Annotated in this window: 22 protein-coding genes; 9 read left to right on the forward strand and 13 right to left on the reverse strand. The window is 63.6% G+C overall.

The window, feature by feature from the left end; translation table 11 throughout:
• The first annotated feature begins 5 nt into the window (after positions 1 to 5).
• On the forward strand, positions 6 to 737 hold the full coding sequence (gene recO / locus HY30_RS03065) for a DNA repair protein RecO (protein WP_034736997.1): 732 nt from the start codon (positions 6 to 8) through the stop codon (positions 735 to 737).
• On the opposite strand, the gene HY30_RS03070 is transcribed toward recO, so the two are convergent.
• The 3 genes from HY30_RS03070 to HY30_RS03080 all read right to left on the reverse strand — a co-directional run bounded on the left by HY30_RS03070 (position 734) and on the right by HY30_RS03080 (position 2,569).
• A complete protein-coding gene (locus HY30_RS03070) occupies positions 734 to 1,345 on the reverse strand; it encodes a glutathione S-transferase family protein (protein WP_034736999.1) in 612 nt (203 codons plus the stop codon). The genes recO and HY30_RS03070 overlap by 4 nt on opposite strands.
• A 31-nt stretch (positions 1,346 to 1,376) precedes the next feature.
• The gene (locus tag HY30_RS03075) at positions 1,377 to 1,805 is read right to left on the reverse strand and encodes an MAPEG family protein (protein ID WP_034737001.1); all 429 of its coding nucleotides are present in this window, start codon (positions 1,803 to 1,805) and stop codon (positions 1,377 to 1,379) included.
• Positions 1,806 to 1,885: 80 nt separating this feature from the next.
• Positions 1,886 to 2,569, reverse strand: a complete 684-nt coding sequence (locus HY30_RS03080; RefSeq protein ID WP_034737003.1) for an extensin-like domain-containing protein — start codon at positions 2,567 to 2,569, stop codon at positions 1,886 to 1,888.
• Positions 2,570 to 2,690: 121 nt separating this feature from the next.
• Between HY30_RS03080 and parC the strand changes: the two genes are divergently transcribed.
• The 3 genes from parC to HY30_RS03095 all read left to right on the forward strand — a co-directional run bounded on the left by parC (position 2,691) and on the right by HY30_RS03095 (position 6,275).
• On the forward strand, positions 2,691 to 4,925 hold the full coding sequence (gene parC, locus HY30_RS03085) for a DNA topoisomerase IV subunit A (RefSeq protein ID WP_034737005.1): 2,235 nt from the start codon (positions 2,691 to 2,693) through the stop codon (positions 4,923 to 4,925).
• 7 nt (positions 4,926 to 4,932) lie between these two features.
• Positions 4,933 to 5,334, forward strand: a complete 402-nt coding sequence (locus tag HY30_RS03090) for a VOC family protein (protein ID WP_034737136.1) — start codon at positions 4,933 to 4,935, stop codon at positions 5,332 to 5,334.
• Positions 5,335 to 5,414: 80 nt separating this feature from the next.
• Positions 5,415 to 6,275, forward strand: a complete 861-nt coding sequence (locus tag HY30_RS03095; protein ID WP_034737007.1) for a pirin family protein — start codon at positions 5,415 to 5,417, stop codon at positions 6,273 to 6,275.
• A gap of 52 nt (positions 6,276 to 6,327) precedes the next feature.
• Here HY30_RS03095 and HY30_RS03100 read toward each other — a convergent pair whose 3' ends face one another.
• Genes HY30_RS03100 through HY30_RS03110 form a run of 3 tightly spaced genes read right to left on the reverse strand, consistent with a single transcriptional unit; the run spans position 6,328 to position 8,115 of the window.
• Positions 6,328 to 6,855, reverse strand: a complete 528-nt coding sequence (locus HY30_RS03100; RefSeq protein WP_034737009.1) for a hypothetical protein — start codon at positions 6,853 to 6,855, stop codon at positions 6,328 to 6,330.
• Complete coding sequence (locus HY30_RS03105; protein WP_034737011.1) at positions 6,852 to 7,604, reverse strand: SIR2 family NAD-dependent protein deacylase; 753 nt, start codon at positions 7,602 to 7,604, stop codon at positions 6,852 to 6,854. The genes HY30_RS03100 and HY30_RS03105 overlap by 4 nt, the downstream gene beginning before the upstream one ends.
• A gap of 55 nt (positions 7,605 to 7,659) precedes the next feature.
• Complete coding sequence (locus HY30_RS03110) at positions 7,660 to 8,115, reverse strand: SRPBCC family protein (RefSeq protein ID WP_034737138.1); 456 nt, start codon at positions 8,113 to 8,115, stop codon at positions 7,660 to 7,662.
• 46 nt (positions 8,116 to 8,161) lie between these two features.
• Here HY30_RS03110 and HY30_RS03115 point away from each other — a divergent pair, with 46 nt between their 5' ends.
• The 5 genes from HY30_RS03115 (at position 8,162) to HY30_RS03135 (ending at position 11,596) form a co-directional block, all read left to right on the forward strand.
• Entirely contained in the window at positions 8,162 to 8,506 is a 345-nt protein-coding gene (locus tag HY30_RS03115; protein WP_034737014.1) for an ArsR/SmtB family transcription factor, read from the forward strand.
• Between the two features lie 117 nt (positions 8,507 to 8,623).
• On the forward strand, positions 8,624 to 9,667 hold the full coding sequence (locus tag HY30_RS03120; protein ID WP_199286276.1) for a YeiH family protein: 1,044 nt from the start codon (positions 8,624 to 8,626) through the stop codon (positions 9,665 to 9,667).
• A gap of 7 nt (positions 9,668 to 9,674) precedes the next feature.
• Positions 9,675 to 10,574: a LysR family transcriptional regulator gene (locus HY30_RS03125; protein WP_034737016.1), complete on the forward strand. Its 900-nt coding sequence runs from the start codon at positions 9,675 to 9,677 to the stop codon at positions 10,572 to 10,574.
• 74 nt (positions 10,575 to 10,648) lie between these two features.
• Positions 10,649 to 11,212 carry a LemA family protein gene (locus tag HY30_RS03130; protein WP_034737018.1) on the forward strand — a complete coding sequence of 188 codons (564 nt, stop codon included), beginning with the start codon at positions 10,649 to 10,651 and terminating at the stop codon, positions 11,210 to 11,212.
• A gap of 51 nt (positions 11,213 to 11,263) precedes the next feature.
• The gene (locus HY30_RS03135; RefSeq protein ID WP_034737020.1) at positions 11,264 to 11,596 is read left to right on the forward strand and encodes a hypothetical protein; all 333 of its coding nucleotides are present in this window, start codon (positions 11,264 to 11,266) and stop codon (positions 11,594 to 11,596) included.
• A 109-nt stretch (positions 11,597 to 11,705) separates the two neighbouring features.
• Here the strand turns inward: HY30_RS03135 and HY30_RS03140 are convergent, their stop codons facing one another.
• Genes HY30_RS03140 through HY30_RS03170 form a run of 7 tightly spaced genes read right to left on the reverse strand, consistent with a single transcriptional unit; the run spans position 11,706 to position 19,572 of the window.
• On the reverse strand, positions 11,706 to 12,851 hold the full coding sequence (locus tag HY30_RS03140; RefSeq protein ID WP_034737022.1) for a pyridoxal phosphate-dependent aminotransferase: 1,146 nt from the start codon (positions 12,849 to 12,851) through the stop codon (positions 11,706 to 11,708).
• Complete coding sequence (locus tag HY30_RS03145; RefSeq protein ID WP_034737024.1) at positions 12,848 to 14,428, reverse strand: TRAP transporter large permease; 1,581 nt, start codon at positions 14,426 to 14,428, stop codon at positions 12,848 to 12,850. The genes HY30_RS03140 and HY30_RS03145 overlap by 4 nt, the downstream gene beginning before the upstream one ends.
• Positions 14,418 to 15,092, reverse strand: a complete 675-nt coding sequence (locus HY30_RS03150) for a TRAP transporter small permease subunit (RefSeq protein WP_034737026.1) — start codon at positions 15,090 to 15,092, stop codon at positions 14,418 to 14,420. Before HY30_RS03150 ends, HY30_RS03145 begins: the two co-directional genes overlap by 11 nt.
• A gap of 17 nt (positions 15,093 to 15,109) precedes the next feature.
• On the reverse strand, positions 15,110 to 16,219 hold the full coding sequence (locus HY30_RS03155; protein ID WP_034737028.1) for a TRAP transporter substrate-binding protein: 1,110 nt from the start codon (positions 16,217 to 16,219) through the stop codon (positions 15,110 to 15,112).
• A gap of 43 nt (positions 16,220 to 16,262) precedes the next feature.
• Positions 16,263 to 17,021, reverse strand: a complete 759-nt coding sequence (locus HY30_RS03160; protein WP_051614730.1) for an arginyltransferase — start codon at positions 17,019 to 17,021, stop codon at positions 16,263 to 16,265.
• A gap of 17 nt (positions 17,022 to 17,038) precedes the next feature.
• Entirely contained in the window at positions 17,039 to 18,883 is a 1,845-nt protein-coding gene (locus HY30_RS03165) for an SLC13 family permease (RefSeq protein WP_034737030.1), read from the reverse strand.
• Between the two features lie 44 nt (positions 18,884 to 18,927).
• Positions 18,928 to 19,572, reverse strand: a complete 645-nt coding sequence (locus HY30_RS03170) for a flagellar motor protein MotB (RefSeq protein WP_034737032.1) — start codon at positions 19,570 to 19,572, stop codon at positions 18,928 to 18,930.
• Positions 19,573 to 19,575 lie beyond the last annotated feature (3 nt).

A 19,575-nucleotide genomic window follows, 5' to 3' on the forward strand; every position in this document is an offset into this window, starting at 1 on the left:
GCGGCATGAACTGGACCGATGAAGGCTTGATCCTCGGCGGTCGCCGGTTTGGTGAGGGCGGTCTCATCATTGACGTGCTGACGAAAACCAGGGGCCGCAGGTCGGGCCTTGTCTATGGCGGCGCGTCGCGGGCGCGGCGGGCGCAGTACGAGGCGGGGAATACTGTTTCATTATCGTGGACAGGCCGACTGGAGGAACAGCTGGGGCGCTTTGACGTGGCCGAGGCAAGCCGTGAGCGGGCCTCGCGCGTGCTGGATGATGCCGGGGCGCTGTCGGCGATCTCGGCGGTGACGACGCTGCTGCGCGGCGCGCTGGACGAGGGCGATGCCGCCGGTTCGGCGCTCTACGAGGCCACGACGATATTGCTCGACCAGATCGAGGCGCGCGAAGTGTGGCCCGCGCTCTATGTGCGCTGGGAGCTGGGGCTGCTGTCAGCGCTGGGCTTCGGGCTGGACCTTGATGAATGCGCGCTGAGCGGGGCGAATGACGGCCTCACCCATGTGTCCCCGAAGACGGGACGGGCGGTGCGCGGGTCTGAAGCCGAAGAGTATGTCAGCCGCCTGCTGCGCCTGCCGGGATTCCTCGTGACGCCGGGCGCGCCGGTCGGCGTGGACGACATAGCCGACGGGCTGGCGCTGACCGGCTATTTCATCGAGGCGCGGGTATTCAACGGCATGAACCGCGCCGTGCCGCCCCAGAGGGCGCAGCTGGTGGCGCGGCTGCTGAAGCGGACCTAGACGCTGGCGCTGGGCCGGGCGCCGACTTTCTCGAACCATGCCGTGACGTTCTGGAAGGCCGGGTTCAGCGGCTGGCCGACCTGGTTGCCGAAGGCCTGGAAGCAGAACAGCATGATGTCCGCGAAGGTGAAATTATCGCCGGCGATGTAGGCGCGGCTTGCGAGCTGGCCGTCGAGGAATTTGAGCTTGTCCTGCGCGCGGGCTTTGAGGCCCGGTGCGGCGTCGGGCAGGCAGCGCGTGCGGTCCTTGAACATGGCAAGGCCTTCGGAGAAGCGGAAGCCATTGGTCATCGGGTCGAGCACGTTAAGGTCCACCCAGCGGGTCCAGCGGCGCGTCTGCGCACGTTCCTCGGGATTGGCGCCGAACAGGCTGTCGCCGGTATGGGTTTCATCAAGATATTCGCAGATCGGCCAGATCTCGGTGATGATGCTGCCATCGTCGAGTTCCAGCGCGGGCGACTGGGCGGCCGGATTGACCGAGAGATAGGACTCGCCGAGGTTTTCGCCCTTCACAATATCCACGTTCTGCGTGGGCAGGGTGATGCCGCGTTCGGCCATGAACATGCGCACGACGTGCGGGTTGGGGCCGATGGATGTGTAGAGTTTCATGTGGCGCTTCCCTTTGGAATGATTGTTGTTTTCAGCTTGTCGCGAGGATGTAGATTGCCCGCCCGGCAAGCGGGAAGAGCATCAGGGTCGAGGCGATGAAGAAGTAGAACCGGATCATCACCTTGTTGGCCGTGGCCTGCCAGAGCGAGTGCCCGACCCTGATGATGACGTAAGCCCACGCAAAGCCGACATCGATCATGCCTGCTGCACCGCTGACGGCGAGGGCCAGCGCCAGCGCATAGAAGATGGTCGGCTGCTCCATCAGATGATTGTAATTGTCCGAAATCTGGCGGACTTCCGAGGGCAGGGCGTTGAAGGCGTCGCTGCGTGTATGCTTGGCCTTTTCAGGGTGCATACGCGCCTTTTGCATGGCCGGAACACGCGTCGCGAGCATCCATATCCACATCACCAGTGACCAGGCCGCGAGGACGGCGACGGGTAGAAGCATGGCATGGGTCATTCGAAACTCCCTGATCGTCTTGTTTTCAGCAATGTAGCGAAGATTGCCGGGCGCAGAAGGGGCGACGCCGGGGCAAGGCCTTAGCGGCAGACGCGCCCCGGGCCCATGTCGAAGTGGAAATGGTCCTTGTGGGCGGCGTTATAGTCGGGCCCGAGGGTGACCGAGAAGATATCGCAGCCGCCATCATGGACGCGTTTCAGGAATTTCGCTTCCTTTCCGCCCTGTTTCCAATGGGTTTTCACGTCTATCAGGCGGCCATCTTCCAGCCTGAAGCCGGAAATATCGACCGCATTGGCATGGGCATGCTGGGAAAGGCGGCTGCTGCCGGCGATGTTGCGGCAGGAGAAGCTGCCATAGGTCTCGATCCGCGCGATGGGAGAGCCGAAGATTTCCACAGCCGCAGGCCGGGCGACATGGCGCTCCCATGTGTAGACGGCGGCGGTCTCTGCGCAGGTCATGCTGAGCGTGGCCGAATAGGGCGTGAGGGTGCGATCAAGCGTCAATGCGTTGTAAAGACCGCATTTTTCGCCTTCGTTTGCGTCTTCCAGCGGCGTGTAAAGCACACCCGCATCGTCCAGTGCCTTGAAGCAGACTTCGCGCTGGTCGCGGGCCCGCTGCAGCTTGGCGTGCGTGGCGAGGCCGATGCGGTCGGTCAGGTCTATCGGCGCAAACGGGTTATGCCGGGGCGGGGCCAGCCATACCAGCATGGCCACCAGCAGGAGCGGTACGCCGAGAAGGAGGAGCCAGGCCCGAAACTCAGTCATGTGCTTGCGTTTTACCCATTCCTTAACCAAACCGCCGTCTTTGTTAATGCTGCGCAGCGGCCCGAGTCGGTATAGATTCGGTCCTGCACCAGAATGTGGCACGAGATGCAAAGAGGCCAGAATGTCCGACCTGCTAGATGACGGCCCGGAAGACCGGATCATAAACGAACCCATGAGCGAGGCGCTGTCGAAGCGCTATCTCGCCTATGCGCTGTCGACCATCACCTCCCGCGCCCTGCCGGATGTGCGCGACGGGCTGAAGCCTGTCCAGCGCCGCATCCTGTATGGCATGCGCGAATTGCGGCTGGACCCTGAAGGCGGCTTCCGCAAGTGCGCCAAGATCGTCGGCGACGTGATGGGTAACTGGCACCCGCATGGTGACAGCTCGATCTATGACACGCTGGTGCGCCTGGCGCAGGATTTCAACGTCCGTTACCCGCTGGTCGATGGCCAGGGCAACTTCGGCAATATCGACGGGGACAGCGCGGCGGCCTATCGTTACACCGAAGCGCGGATGACCCATGCGGCCGAGCTTCTGCTGGACGGCCTCGACGAGAACGCGGTCGATTTCCGCGCCAACTATGCCGAGAATGATGAAGAGCCGGTCGTGCTGCCGGCCGGTTTCCCGAACCTACTCTGCAATGGTGCGACGGGCATCGCGGTGGGCATGGCGACAAGCATTCCGCCACACAATGCGGCCGAAGTGATCGACGCGGCGCGCTTCCTGATCGAGACGCCGAAAGCGACGACCGAACAGCTGATGGGCTTCGTGAAGGGGCCTGACTTCCCGACCGGCGGCGTGATCGTCGAGACGCAGGAAGCCATGCTGGACGCCTACGAGACGGGCCGTGGCAGTTTCCGCATGCGCGCCAAGTGGGAAGTCGAAGACACGGGCCGGGGCACCTACCAGATCATCGTGACGCAGATTCCGTATCAGGTGCAGAAGTCGCGTCTGCTGGAGAAGCTGGGCGAACTGCTGGAGCAGAAGAAGCTGCCGCTGCTGGACGATGTGCGCGACGAGAGCGCCGAGGACGTGCGCCTTGTTCTGGTGCCCCGCGCCAAGACGGTCGAGCCGGACGTGCTGATGGAAAGCCTGTTCAAGTCATGCGACCTGGAAACGCGCTTCAGCATGAACATGAACGTGCTGCACAAGGGCGCGCCGCAGGTCATGGGCCTGAAGGATGTGCTGAAGGCCTATCTGGAGCATCGGCGCGAAGTGGTGGTGCGCCGGGCCGAGTTCCGCCTCGACAAGATCGAGAAGCGCCTGCACCTGCTCGACGGCTACCTGATCGCCTATCTCAATATTGATGAAGTGATCCGCATCATCCGCGAGGAAGACGAGCCGAAACAGGTGATGATCGCCCGGTTCGGCATTACGGACATTCAGGCCGAAGCCATCCTCAACCTCCGCCTGCGTGCATTGCGCAAGCTGGAAGAGATGGAAATTCGCGGCGAGCACGCGAAACTGGTCGAAGAGCGCGACGAGCTGGTCAAGCTGATCGGATCGACCGCGCGCCAGTGGACGAAAGTGTCCAAGGAACTGAAAGCCGCGCGTGACACTCTGGGCCCGGATACCGAGCTTGGCCGCCGCCGCGCGCAGTTCGAGGACGCGCCGGACGTGGACCTCGCCGCTGCACTGGAAGCCTCCAAGCCGAAGGAGCCGCTGACGGTGGTTCTCTCCGCGCAGGGCTGGATCCGCGGCATGAAGGGCCACGGGCTCGACCCGGATTCGACCAAGTTCAAGGATGGCGACGAGCTGTACCTGAGCGAGGAAGTGATGAGTACGGACAAGATTATCCTGATGGCGTCCGATGGCCGCGCCTTCACGCTGATGGCCGACAAGCTGCCGGGCGGACGCGGACATGGCGAGCCGATCCGGCTGTCCATCGACCTGGAAGACAATGTCGATATCGTTGCCATGTTCCGCTACGAGGAAGGCCGCAAACGCGTGATGGCCTCGACGGTCGGTTATGGTTTCGTAGTCGACGAGAAGGAGCTGGAGTCCAACCGCAAGGCGGGCAAGCAGGCGGTAAACCCCGGTGACGGCACGCTGAATGTGTGCATCCCGGTTGAGGGCGACATGCTGGCCGTGGTCGGCACCAACCGCAAGATGCTGATCTTCCCGCTCGACGAGCTGCCGGAAATGGCGCGCGGCAAGGGCAACAAGCTGCAGGCCTATCGCGGCAAGGATGCGATGGCCGACGTGATGACCTTCGACAAGGAAGACGGCCTGATCGTGATGACGGGCGGTCGCCACCGTGCCTTCCCGGAATGGCAGGAATGGATCGGCAAACGCGCCCAGGCCGGCAAGACCGTGCCGAAGGGCTTCCCGAAGTCGGGCACGTTTAATGGCTGATACACTGATGCGGCAGCGCATCATGGCGCTGACCCTGGTCGTGCCGGAATATGAGGCGGGACTTGCCTTCTATGTCGGCAAGCTCGGCTTTGACCTGCTGGAAGACACAGACATGGGCGGCGGCAAGCGCTGGGTGCGCGTGCGGCCGAAAGGCGGAGATACTGAACTGCTGCTGGCGCGCGCCGTGAACGATGACCAGCGCGCGGCGATTGGCAACCAGACCGGCGGGCGCGTGTTCCTCTTTCTTGAGACGGATGATTTCGACCGGGACTATGCAGCCTACGTTGCGGCGGGCGTCACGTTCCTCGAAGCGCCGCGCAGTGAGCCTTATGGTAAAGTCGTCGTGATGCAGGACCCGTTCGGCAACAAGTGGGACTTGCTCGAACCTGCAGATGACGGCTCATCCTGAGCGCCCACTGAACCTCCACCCTTCCTGAACGATGGTTGCACACCTAAATGGTAGCCAGTGTTATTGAAGAGGAGACAGCCATGTCCCAGCCAAAGCCTGTCCTGCGGCTCCACCCTGCCGAACGCGATGATATCGCCGATCTGGTGACGCGGCGGCCTGTGCCGGGGCGTGGCATCAACAATGTCGGTGCCTTCCTTTTCCTCAATCATCATGGGCCCCAGACCTACAAGCCGGGCAATCGCGGCCTGCCATTCGGGCCGCACCCGCATCGCGGGTTCGAGACGGTGACGTTCATTCTCGAGGGCGACCTCGCGCACCGCGACAGCGCCGGGCATGAGAGCATCATCAGCCAGGGGGGCGTGCAATGGATGACGGCTGGCAGCGGCCTCGTGCATGAAGAAGTCTCGCCGGAAGCGTTCAAGCGCAACGGCGGACCGATGGAGATCCTGCAGCTATGGGTGAACCTGCCCTCGAAACTGAAAATGGTTCAGCCGCGTTATGTCGGCGTGCAGGCCGACCAGATTCCGGTGGTGGAATCAGACGGTATGAAGCTGCACCTCGTCTCGGGCGACTGGCAGGGCACGGCCGGGGCGATCGAGTCGCTGACGGGCGTGTTCATGACATGGTTGGAGATGAAAGCGGGCAGCCGCATCGCGTTTGACGCGCTGGCGGGCCGCGATGTGTTCGCCTATGTCGCGCGCGGCGAAGTCAGCATCAACGGCACGGCGGTGAAGGGTTTCAATCTCGCAGAACTCGGCGCGGGCGACAGCGTGGAACTGGTCGCCGGTTCTGAGGCGGTGGTCCTGTTCGGCCATGCCGAGCCGATTGACGAGCCGATCGTTTCGCATGGTCCGTTCGTGATGAACACGGTCGCGGAAATCCACGAGGCCTATGCGGACTATCAGGCGGGCAAGTTCAGCGCACCGGTGAATGTGGGTTAGGCAGGTTGTCCGAACGGCTCGCCTTGAATGGTCTCAGGATGAGCGTGGCTATTTAAATGGGTCTGCTTCGGGCAATCGCGGCCTGTTCAAAACCGTTCTTCAGTCGATCCCGGAATACGAAGAGGCACAGCGGCCAATAGAAGGCGAGTAGAGTGTAACCAACTGTGCCGGATACAGTCTTACCGAGGCGTTCTCCAATCTGGCAAAGCAGCAGAAGATATAGTGTTGCATATGCTGCGATAGCCAATGCGGAGACATCCGGGGAGGGTTCCGGGATGCCGTCGAGCAAAATAGTGAGCGGGAAGGCCGTAAAAAACAATACGAAAAAGATGGCTGCAAACACTGCATAGAGTTTGACGGGAAGCGTCCATCTCTCTTGCAGGAGGAGGTAAGTGCTTAGCGCCCAGAACGCCTGCACAAGCATTCCGGACCCGGTGCCGATTATCACTCCGATAGAGTCGCCTGTCCTGAGGCGGCCGCCTAACAGCTCGGCAACCCCGAAGGGGATAAGCATGATGCAGGCAAGCAGGACAATCATGAGAATATGATTGGCCAGAAGATTGCGAAGTTTGGCCGTCATTTGGTGTACAGAAGCTCAAGCACGTCGCTCATTAACGGCCCGATCTCGGTGTGGAGCACCAAGTCGGCCATCAGGTCCTGATCAGTCGCCTCGCGGTTCACGATGACGAGTTTGGCGCCATTGCGTTTGGCCTCCAGCGGGATGCCGGCGGCGGGGTAGACGACGAGGGATGAGCCAAGCACAAGGCAGAGGTCGCAGAGCAGCGCCTCTTCGGCGGCGCGGGCCATTTCGGCTTCCGGCATGGCCTGTCCGAACGAGATGGTCGCGGTCTTGATGAGGCCCTTGCAAAAGATGCAGGTGAGGTCTTCGCCCGCTTCCCAGCGGGGTTTGAGCTTTTCGATCTCGTAGCGCTTGCCGCAATTGAGGCAGCGGGCATAGGTGGCGTTGCCATGGATTTCGATCACCTGATCGGCCGGCACGCCGGAATCCTGATGCAAATTGTCGACATTCTGCGTGACGACCGCGCCGACCTTGCCGGCGGCGACGAGCTTCGCAATGGCGTTGTGCCCGGCATTGGGACTGGCGCCTGTCCATCCGGCGGAGCGGTTGAAGACGCGTGTCCAGGCCTCGCGGCGCTTCCCGGCGGAGGAGACGAAGTCCTGGAAATAGATCGGCGTCATCTGGGACCAGACGCCGCCGGGACTGCGGAAATCCGGGATGCCGCTCTCCGTGGAAATGCCCGCGCCTGTGAAAACCATCACGCGGTTGGCGGCGTCGATCATGCGCGCGAGGGTGGCAGCATCGGACATGGCCCTGATGCTACACATTTTGAGCAACCTTGCTACCGGGCGCGCAAATTAGATTCTATTTATACATGCCCTCGCGCAGGTTGAGCCCATGCTCGAGATAAGCCTTCATGGCACAGATCATTTGCGACCAGCCCATGCAATTGCCATAGGATGACTTCAGGCCCGCAGGCGTTTCGCGCCAGCCTTCCTCGGCGATGGTGACGATGGTGCGGCCATCATCGGTCGGCTCGAAGCGCATCGTGACGGTGGTTTCGTAGGGCGCAGGCGTTTCCGGATCATTGGCGCCCCATTTCAGGATGATGCGCTTGTCCTTCTCCACCTCGACGACATGGACCGGGAAGGCGCCGGGAAAATCGTGGAAGTCCCAGGTGACCGTGGCGCCGGTTTCGAGCCGGCCCTTCGCGCCGCCGGTGGTGAAATAGCCGGACAGCTTGTCCGGGTTCACGACGGCTTCGAACACGTCGGATACCGGGCGGCTGATACGGCCGCTGACTTCGAATTTCAGGTCCATGACATCACTCCTTGTCTTGGCTTCAATCATGTTATAAAAAAGTAACATGTCAAGCGACGATCAAACCGACTTGGTCTTCAGGGCCCTCGCTGCGCCGATAAGGCGTGACCTGATGGATGCCCTGAAGGACAATCCGCAGACCACAGGCGAGCTGTGCGCGCGCTTCGATACGCTGAACCGCTGCACGGTGATGCAGCATCTCGGCGTGCTGGAGGAAGCGGGCCTCGTGATTGCCCGCAAGCAGGGCCGCCAGCGCTGGAATTATCTCAATGCCCTCCCGATCAAGCAGATCCACGACCGCTGGATCGGTGCCTATGCCTCCGGCGCCGTCGACCTGCTGGCCCGCATGAAGGACGACATGGAGAGCCTGCCGGTCAGCCAGAAAGCCTGACGACACTTGCCTTGAGGCCGTTCAATCGATAAAATCGATTGAAAATATAAAGATACCTCGTTGGAAAGATTGATCGTGGCTCTGTATCTCCAAGGCATTCCCGTGAAGGCCGAGATGATGCTGACCCTGTTCCACACTGAAACCCATGCGCCGAAAACGATTGAGCGCGCGACGCCCGGCATCCTGCCTGGCCTTTTGCTGGCGACGCTGATTGCGGCGGGGGCCTTTGCGCTGCGGGCGCTTCCGGGTGTCCACGCGCTCAGCCCGCTGATCCTTGCGATCCTGCTCGGCATGGCTTTCCATAACGTGATCGGCACGCCTGCCAGCGCCAAAGCCGGCGTCAAGTTCAGCCTGAAGCGTGTGCTGCGCGCCGGCATCGTGCTGCTCGGCCTGCAGCTGACGCTGTCGCAGGTGGTGGCTGTGGGCGGCATGGGCGTGCTGGTGATTGTGGTGACGCTGGTCTCGACATTCGCCTTTACGGTCTGGCTGGGGCGCATGCTGAAAGTGGATGCGCGGGTGACAGAGCTGATTGCAGCAGGCACGTCGATCTGCGGGGCGTCGGCGGTAATTGCCACCAATACGGTGACGCGGGCGCGCGACGAGGATGTGGCCTATGCGGTGGCCTGCGTGACCGTTTTCGGGTCGTTGTCGATGATGCTTTACCCCGTGCTGGGCGGCCTGATGGACCTTGGCCCGCACGCCTTTGGCCTCTGGGCGGGCGCATCGATCCATGAAGTGGCGCAGGTCGTTGCGGCGGCTTACCAGCGCGGCACCGAGGCCGGGGAATTCGGCACGATTGCCAAGCTGACCCGCGTGATGATGCTGGCGCCCATGGTGCTGGGCCTCGGCGTGCTGGCCGCGCGCCGCGTCAAGGCATCGGGCGGGGAGGCAAGCCGCACCGCGCCGCCGCTGCCATGGTTCGTGTTCGGCTTCATCGCCATGGTCGCAGTCGCCAGTCTTGGTGTTGTTCCGCATGCGGTGTTGCAGCCGGTCTCCACCGCCACGCAATTCCTGCTCGCCATTGCGCTTGCCGCGATGGGCCTTGAGACAGACGTGCGAAAGCTTGCGGCCGAGGGCTTTCGCCCGGCGCTTGTCGGCGCGGGCGGGTGGATTTTCATTACGCTGGTCAGTCTCGTGCTGATCCGGCTCACGACGGGATGAGACACGCATGACGCTCGAACAGCTTCGCATCTTCGTCGCCGTCGCCGAGCGGGAACACATGACCCGCGCCGCCGAGGCGCTGAACCTGACGCAGAGTGCAACCAGCGCCGCGATTGCTGCGCTGGAAGAGCGTCATGACGTGAAACTGTTTGACCGGATCGGGCGGCGCATTGTGTTGACGCAGACCGGGCATGCCTTCCTTGACGAGGCGCGCGCCGTGCTGGCCCGCGCGACACTGGCGACGCAGGCGCTGGACGATCTTGCGGGCCTGCGCCGGGGGCAGCTGCGCCTTGGCGCGAGCCAGACCGTGGCGAACTATTGGCTGCCGCCGCTGATGCAGGCTTTCAGGCTGGCGCATCCCGGCGTGACGCTGGACCTGCAGATCGGGAATACCGAGCAGATCGCCGAAGCCGTTGCGGACCTGTCGGTCGATCTCGGCATCGTGGAGGGCAAACCGCAGCGCAATGACCTGAACCAAACGGCTGTGACCGGCGACCGGACAGCGCTTATCGTGCCGAAGGGCCATGAGTGGACCGGGAAGCCCCCGCGAACGGGCAAGGATTACCGCGCGGCGCGCTGGGTGTTGCGCGAGCCGGGGTCCGGCACGCGGGCGATGCTGGAAGACCTGCTGGCCGGGCATGGCCTCGGCCTTGGCGATCTCGATGTGGCGCTGGAACTGCCCTCGAACGAGGCCGTGCGGGCCGCCGTGCAGGCAGGGGCAGGCGCGAGCCTGTTGTCGATTCTCGTGGCCGAGCCGTCGATCATGGCCGGCACGCTGTGCGAAGTGGCGGTCGATCTGCCGCCGCGCAGTTTCCACATCCTGCGCCACAAGGAACGTCATGAAACCGGGCTGGAACAGGCCTTTATCCGCCTCGCCGACGCGCAGGGCCCAAAGGCGGAAGCCTGACATTCTAGGCGTCACTTGCCTCTGCGGCAGATGGCGGTTACGCCTGACATATCGTTTTTGTGGAGGGACGGCCCATGAGCCCCATTCTGATCGTACTTGCGGTCGCAGTCGCCATCGTCGGCTTTATCATCCTGATCTACAACGGACTGGTGATGAAGCGCCAGCGGGTCAACCAGGCCTTTGCCGACGTGGACGTTCAGCTGAAGCAGCGCCAGAACCTGATCCCGAATCTGGTCGAAACCGTGAAGGGCTATGCCAAGCACGAGCAGGAGACGTTCCAGCAGGTGATCGCGGCGCGCGCGGCGGCCCAGTCGGCCTCGACACCGGCCGAAATGAGCCAGGCCGAAGGCATGCTGACCGGCGCGCTGGGCAAACTGTTCGCGCTGGCCGAGGCTTATCCGGACCTAAAGGCCAACCAGAACTTCATCCAGCTGCAGAACGAGCTGTCGACCATCGAGGACAAGCTGGCCGCGGCGCGGCGCTTCTACAACTCGGCCGTTCAGGACTACAACACGTCCCGCGAACAGTTCCCGGGGTCTGTCATCGCCGGCATGTTCAGCTTTGAACCGCGTGACTTCTTCGACGTGGGCGTGGAAGGCCGAGAGGCGCTCTCGACGCCGCCGGAAGTGAAGTTCTAATCTGATCCTTTATCATGTAGTGTGCCTCCCATGCCTGTCGTGGGAGGACGCATGATGAAACCCTTTATACTTGTCTCGGCCATGCTGCTGGGGGCGTGCGTCAGTTCCGGCGCGAGCTGGAGTGCATCGACATGGGACGGTCTCGTGCCGCAGACGATTGCGACGCAGAACTATGCCTTCATGGCCGCGCCGATGGCCGGACAGGGCTTCAAGCTGAAACTCACGGTCAAGACCGATGGCAGCTTCGGCGTCGCCAATGCGGGCCCGGCGACGGATGACCAGCTGACAGAGGCCGCCATCGTCGCCGCGCCGGATGGCTGTACGTTCGTGTCGCTGGAACGCACGCCGGATGGCGGGGCGGAAGCGGCGTATGATTGCAAATAGGTTGACCTTCTGACTTCATCCGCAGTCCCGGCGAATGCCGGGATCTCAGGCAATTGAAGCAGGAAGCCAGCCGCAAGAGACCCCGGCGTTCGCCGGGGGTGCGGAATTATTATAGGGATTGAGCCTGGCCCCGCGCCCTGAACCAGGGCGTGATGCGCTCGAGGGCATCTTCGAGTTCCGGCGTTGAGACGGCGAACGAGAAGCGCATGAACTTGTGGCCGTTGATCGGGTCGAAATCGACGCCGGGGGCCGTGGCGACGCCGGTATCCTTCAGCAGCTGCATGCAGAAGCCGAGGCTGTCATCGGTGAAACGCGAGATGTCCGCATAGATATAGAAGGCGCCGTCAGGCGGGGCGATGCGTTCGAGACCGAGCGCCGGGAGCGCTGCGAGCATCAGGTCGCGGTTGCGGCGATAGGTGTTGAGGTGGCCTTCCAGTTCGTCGCGGCAGTCCATGGCGACGAGGCCTGCGTGCTGGGAGAGCGACGGCGCGGTGAGGAACATGTTGCCGATATAGGCGGCCGTGCGGCTGGCCATGCTGTCAGGCGACACGATCCAGCCAAGGCGCCAGCCCGCCATGGAAAAGTATTTCGAGAAGGAGTTGATGACATAGGCGTCGCTCGTGTGTTCGAGGACGGACGCCGTGCGCGGGCCGAACGACAGGCCGTGATAGATCTCGTCGGAGATGATGCGGATGTTGCGCGCGGCGCAGACCTTGACGATGGCGGCGAGTTCGTCGGCGGGAAGGATGGTTCCGGTCGGGTTCGCGGGGCTGGCGATGATGAGACCGGCAGGCGCGGGTTCGAGCGCGGCGATCTGGGCGGCGGTCAGCTGGAAACGCGTTTCCTCGCCGCATTCGATCTCGAGCGGGACCATTTTGAGGGCCTTGATCGTGCCGCGATAGGCGACATAGCCGGGGCGGGCGAGGGCAACCTGATCGCCGGGATTGAAGGCGGAGGAAAGGGCCAGCACCAGCGCAGGCGAGGCGCCACAGGTGATCGCAAGGCGGCGGGGCGCGACCTCGACGCCATAGGTGTCGCCATAGTGCTGGCAGATGCGCGCCTTGAGCTGGGGGCTTTCCCAATAGCCCATGGATTCTGCATCGAGCACCGCGTGCGCGGTCTCGACGGCGCGTTTCGGGGCGCCGGTCGAAGGCTGGCCGAATTCCATATGGATGACCGAGCGCCCGGCCGCCTGCAGCTCATGCGCAAGACGGCTGACCGCAATGGCCTGGAACGGGGAGACCTCGCCACTCAATTGGCGGCGAGGCTGGGCAGCCACGTGGCGAGGGCGGGAACGAAACCGACGAGAATGATCATGGCGATCTGTAACCCGATGAAGGGCACAGCGCCACGCCAGATGTCCATCGTGTTGATTTCGTCCGGGGCCGCGCCGCGCAGGTAGAAGAGGGCAAAGCCGAAGGGCGGCGTCAGGAAGCTGGTCTGCAGGTTCAGCGCCATCAGGATGGCGAGCCAGACCGGATCAAAGCCGAGCATGATCAGCGGCGGCGCCACAAGCGGCACGACGACGAACACGATCTCGATGAAGTCGAGGAAGAAGCCGAGAATGAACATGACGAGCATGGTCATGGCGAGGGCGCCCCATTTGCCGCCGGGCGCCTGATGCAGCAGCGCGGCCACCATCTCGTCGCCGCCATAGCCGCGGAAGACGAGGCTGAACAGCGAGGCACCGATCAGGATGAGGAAGACCATGCTGGTGATATGCGTGGCGCTGGTGAGCGCGGGCAGGAGCTGGCGCATCTTGCGCAGCACGAGGAGGCCCGCAGCGACACCCGCGAAGAAGACGAGGCTGGCAAGGATCGTGAGGATGATGCCGATGGAGTTTGCGCCGCTGATGGTGGCGACGCCCGCGCGCAGGTCCATCGTGTTGCGCAGGACGAGGATGGCGATGATGCTGCCGAGACCCGCGAGGATGAGCGGGGCGAGGCGGCTTTTGGCTTCGTCGGCAAGGCGGATGCCCGCGAGCAGGACAGCGCCCGCTGCGCCGATGGCAGCGGCTTCGGTCGGAGGCGCAACGCCGCCAAGGATGGCGCCGAGCACGGCTATGATGAGCAGGAGCGGCGCGCCGAGACCGAAGGCGACCTCTTTGACGGTCAATGGTTGGGTGTCTTCAGCGAGCGTCACCGGCGGGCATGTCGCAGGCTTCAGCCAGGCCATGGCCGCGATATAGAGCAGGTAGAAGACGACCAGCAGCACACCGGGGATCAGCGCACCGGCGAACAGGTCACCGACCGAGACGACGCCGGAGCCTGCGCCCTTGAGGCTGGCCTGACTGGCGGCATTGGAGACGGCATCGGCGAGCAGGATGAGCACGATGGAGGGCGGGATGATCTGGCCGAGCGTGCCGGACGCGGCAATGGTGCCGGTGGCGAGCTTGGGGTCATAGCCCTGACGCAGCATGGTGGGCAGGGCGATCAGCGTCATCGTGATGACGGTGGCGCCGACAATGCCGGTCGAGGCAGCGAGCAGCGCACCGACGAGGACGACGGCGTAGCCGAGGCCGCCGCGCACACGGGCGAGCAGGCGGCTGGCAATGTGCAGCAGGTCTTCTGCCACGCGGGAGCGTTCAAGGATGACACCCATCAGCACAAAGAGGGGCACGGCCACGAGCGTCTGGCTCTGCATGATCGAGGCGCCCTGGATGCGGCTCGGGAAAGCGATCAGGAAGGAGGGCGAGAAGGTGCCGGTCGCGATGCCGACAAGGGCGAAGAGGAGGGCGACGCCGCCGAGCGTGAGGGCTACGGAATAGCCCGCCAGCAGGCCGAGAATGGCGCAGGCGAACATGGCGACGGCGAGGATGATTTCAAACTCCATCATGGCCTCCCCCGGTTTCGCCTTCGATGGGCGTGGCCGCTGGCGGCAGCTTGCCGGTAAGGCGCAAGGCGGCCTTCAGCGCGACCGAGAGACCGGCGGTCATCAAGAGGACCGCGAAGACCGGCACCAGCGTCTTGAACAGGAAGAGGATCGGCAGGCCGTCGGATTCGCGCGAGCCTTCGAGCAGGCTCCACGAGCGCGTCAGGCCCTGCTCGCCATTGGTGATGAGCCGCAGGCAGATCGGGAAGAGGAAGAGGTAAGTGCCGACCAGTTCGATCCAGTTGCGGCCTGCCTCGCCAAAGCGCGGGCGCAGGATGTCGACGCGGACATGGGCATCGTCGCGCAGGGCGGCGGCCGAGCCGAGCATGAACATGGCCGCGAAGGCATAGATCACGATCTCGCTGAGCCAGGTGAAGGAGAGGCCGAAGGCGTAGCGCAGGATCACGACGGCGAGCTGGGCGAGGACGAGGATCAGCGCGCTGGCAATGGCGAGGCCCAGCGCGCCGCCCGACAGCACGTCGAGGAAGGCGATCATGCGCTTGGCAAAGCGGTCGATCAGGCCGGGAAAGGCGAGGGTAACAAGCGGGACGGCGAAGAGGGGCAGGCAGAGGACGCCGAGGACTTTCAGCCAGGCACCGAGGTAGAGGAAAAACGTCGGATCCATGTTGCCCCCCAGCCAGCCTATTTGCCGAGTTCGCGGGCGGGATAATAGGCGCCGTCGGAGACCTTCGCCCAGCCGCGCATCAGCTTGAGGCTCGCCTCGAAGCTTTCGTAGATGCGCTTTTCGATGCCGTCCTTGCCGCTGGCGGCGCGCACGTCATAGGCGGCTTCCGACATGGCCTTGACGACTTCCGGCGGGAAGGAGCGCAGCTGCGTGCCGTGCTCGCGCACCAGCAGGTCGAGGTAGACGGAGTTCTGGTAGGTGAACTCGCCGAGCGATGTGTGGTTGGTGGACTCGCAGGCGGCCTTGATGATGGCCTGCTCGCCGGCCGTGAGGCTTTCCCACACTTTCAGGTTCATGCCGACAGCGAGGCTTGCGCCGGGCTCGTGGAAGCCGGGTCCGTAATAATAGGGCGCCTCGCGGTGGAAGCCGAGCGAGTAGTCGTTCCACGGGCCGACCCATTCGGTGGCGTCGATGGAGCCGGTCTGCAGCGCCTGGTAGATTTCGCCGCCCGAGAGCGCGATGGCCGACCCGCCGAGGGCGCGCAGCACGTCGCCGCCTTGCCCTGGAATGCGCATCTTGAGACCGACCAGATCGTCGAGGCTGTTGATTTCCTTGCGGAACCAGCCGCCCATCTGGTGGCCGGTATTGGCGCCCTGAATGGCTTTCACGCCGAACTGGCCGGAGAGTTCGTCCCAGAGTTCCTGACCGCCGCCGAAATCGATCCAGCCCATGATTTCCTGCGCCGTCATGCCGAAAGGCACGGCGGTAAAGAAGGGGAAGGCGGAGGACTTGGCCGTCCAGTAATATTCGGCGCCGTGATACATGTCGGCCGAGCCGTTCGCGACAGCATCGAAGCTTTCGAAGGCGGGGACGAGTTCACCGGCGGCGAAGACCTTGATCTCCATCAGGCCGTCGGACATGGCGAACACACGTTCTGCAACGCGTTCGGCGGCGCGGCCGAGGCCGGGCAGGCCTTTGGGCCATGTGGTGACCATGTTGAACTTGCGGCGGTTGCGATTGATCTTGGCGGGCGCGAGGACCTGCGCGGCTTCAGGATTGGCAAAGGCAGCGGCTGCGCCAGCTGCGCCGAGGAGGCCGGCGCCGACGATATTGCGTCGGTTGATCATCAGATGTCCTCCCAGAGAGCCCCGCCCTGCACTCCGTCAGGGTCTATTCGTCGTCTCTTAGCGTCCGCCACTGGTCGCCGTCCAGCACTTCAAGGGGCTTGTAGCGCCGTTTATAGTCCATTTTCGGACTGCCTTTGACCCAATAGCCGAGATAGACGTGCGGCAGGCCCCGGTCCTGGGCATGCTGGATATGGTCGAGGATCATGTAATGGCCGAGGCCGCGCGATTCCTGCTCGGGGTCGAAGAAGGTGTAGACCATCGAGAAACCGTCGCGCAGCACATCGGTGATCGAGACCGCCAAGAGGGGCGAGTCTTCGTCCGGACCGTCGCGGTATTCGAAGATCAGGCTCTGCACCGGGCTGCCGCCGACCATGGTGGCATAGTCGCGATAGGTCATCTCGGACATGCCGCCCTTGTCGTGGCGGGTCTGGACATAGGTCTTGAGCAGGCGGAACTGTTCGCGGGTCGCCTCGGCCTTGACCGGCGTGCGGATCAGGCCGGCATTGCGGGCAATGGCGCGGCGGTCATTGCGCGAGAAGGCGAATTCGCGCGTCGGTACACGCACGCTGCGGCAGGCATTGCAGCGCGGGCAGGCGGGCCGGTAGGCGATTGTCTGGCTGCGGCGGAAACCGGCCTGGCTGAGCGAATTATGGATGGAATCGGAGTCCGGCACCGAGAGATTGGTGAACGCCTTGCGCTCGCGCAGCCCCGGCAGGTAGGGGCACGGCGACGGGTTCGTCACGTAGAAACGGAGCGACCTTTCGAGCCCTGCAGGCAGTATCTGGGAGTCCATGAACTTCATGATTTGGGACGATACACTTACAGATCAAACCGCCAAGAGGCGAACAGCGTAAAGACACACCAAAGCAATAAAACGAGCGGAACGCCAAATTTCATGAAATCGCCGAACTTGTAGTGTCCGGGGCCCATTACGAGCATGTTTGTCTGGTAGGCGAAGGGGGTCGCGAAGCTGCAATTGGCCCCGTAGATGACGGCCAGAAGGAAGGGCAGCGGGTCGTGCACGCCGAGTTCAGTGGCCGCCGAGAGGGCGATCGGCGAGAACAGGATGGCGGTGGCGGCATTGGTCAGCAGGTTGGTCAGGATGGCGACGCTGAGGAACAGGGCCGACAGGACCGCGAGCGTGCCATAGGGCGCCGCATAATTGACCACAGCATGCGCAATCGCAGCAGCAGCGCCGGTTTTCTCCAGCGCCATGCCCATGGCGAGGGCGGCGCCGATGACGAGGAAAATGCGCAAGTCGAGCGAGCGGCTGGCCTGGCGGGTGTTCACGCAGCCGACCACGAGCATGGCCACGGCGGCGAGCACCGAGGCGTGCAGGATGGACAGGAGGCCAGTCGCGGCGAGGCCGACCATGCTGAGCGCAATGACGCGGGCGGCGACGGCGCGTGTGGTCAGCGGGATTTCGGTCTGGGACCATTCGAGCAGGATGATGTCGCGGCTGGAGCGCAGGTCGACAAAGGCATCGACCGGGCCGCAGAGGAGCAGCGTATCGCCGGACTCAAGACGGATTTCGCCGAGCTTGGTGCGAATCATCCGGCTGCGGCGCTGGATGCCGAGGGTCACCGCGCGGGTCAGGCGGCGGAAACCGAGCATCTCGACCGTCCGGCCCACCATGCGCGAGCCGGGGGCGATGACGGCCTCTGTCAGGGCAAGCGCGCCGGAACGGCTGTTCTCTTCGAGGTCGCCGCCGGCCGATTCCCAGACCTGCTGGAGGAAATCCGGCTGGCGGGCGAGGACGTTCTGGAGCGCGGCGCGGGTGGCGGCGACGATTACAAGGTCACCCGGCTGGAGCGTGATGTCTTCATAGGGGGGCAGGAAGGCCCGCTCGCCGCGCTGGATCATGCGGACGGTCATGTCGGGCAGGTCGGCGAACATGCCGGCGACGGGCTTCTTGCCCTTCAGGAAGTGGCCGAACGTGACCTCGATCTGCGCCACGAACTGCTTGCCGGAGGGCTGGGCCAGCTCGTCGCTGAGGCCGCGGCGGTTGGGCAGCAGGAATTTCGAGAAGATGGCGATGTAGAGGAGGCCGGTGCCGGCGAGGATCAGGCCCATGGGCGTCTGGTCGAAGAAGCCGAGCGTGCGCCCGTCGATGCGCTGGAAGGCTTCGGCGGCGAGCAGGTTGGTCGAGGTGCCGATCAGCGTGGTCATGCCGGCGAAGATCGAGGCGAAGCTGAGCGGCATCATCAGCTTGGACTGCGAAGCGTTCATGCGCTTGGCGATGGCGCTCATCACCGGCAGGAACATGATCACAATGGGCGTATTGTTGACGAAGGCGCTGGTGACGAAGACCGCGAGGAAGGCGAGCACGAGCGTGGTGACGGGGCGTTTCTCATAGCCGCCGACAAGGGCCTTGGTCGGGCCTTCCAGGGCGCCGGTCTGGAACAGGCCCTGACCCACGACCAGCAGGGCCATGATCGTGATCAGCGCCGGATTGCCGAAACCCGACAGCAACTCGGCCGCGCTGACGGGCGTGCCGTCCGCCCCGTAGGCACCTGGAATGGTGAACAGGAGAAGCAAAGCCGCAATGACGCCGACAGAGACAAGCTCCATCGGCCAGCGGTCCGACATGTAGAAACCAATTGCAGCAACAATAACCGCGAGGCTTGCCCACATGGGCCAGTGGGCCAGGAAATCAGCGATCATCAAGGCTCCGGTTCATCCGTCCGTCCTGATCCCTCTACAGGTTATCAGTCGTTTGTGTGAACCAATATGCTGACCCGGCGGTTCGCTGACAAGTGCGGCTGACCGGCATCAAGGGGGTGCGTGTCGGCGAGACCCGTGACGGCGCGGATGCGCGAGGGGGCCAGACCGGCGGCAATCAGGGCGCGGCGCGCCTCGTTGGCCCTGTCTGCCGAGAGTTCCCAGTTGGAATAGGCAGTGCCGACAGCGCTGAAAGCGTCGGTATGTCCCTCGATGGATACCCCTTCGGAAAAGTGTGAAAGGGCTTCACCCGCGGCCGTCGCAAGGGCGAGACCGTCTTGCGTGAAGGCGCCGCTGCCCGAATCAAACAGGGGCCGGCGGGCGCTGTCGACGAGATCGATGCGCACGCCATCAGCTTCGCGTGTGAGGAGAACGCTGTCACCCGCATCGGTGAGGCCGGATTGGGTCTTCAGGGTGGACATCAGCTGGCTGGCCGTGGAATCGGGCAGAACGGCCGTCATTGTCAGGGTGGGGGCAGCCTTGTTGTGGAATGTGGCGGCAATCTCGGCCCGGTCATCAGCGGACACGCCGCTGACCAGCCACATGATCAGGAAGAAGGCCATAAGCGCGGTCAGGAAGTCGGCATAGGCCATCTTCCATGTGCCCGTTTTACGGGCGGGCGCGACGGGCATTCT

The organism is Hyphomonas chukchiensis (assembly GCF_000682695.1).
In the GTDB taxonomy this organism is placed as follows: Bacteria; Pseudomonadota; Alphaproteobacteria; order Caulobacterales; family Hyphomonadaceae; genus Hyphomonas; species Hyphomonas chukchiensis.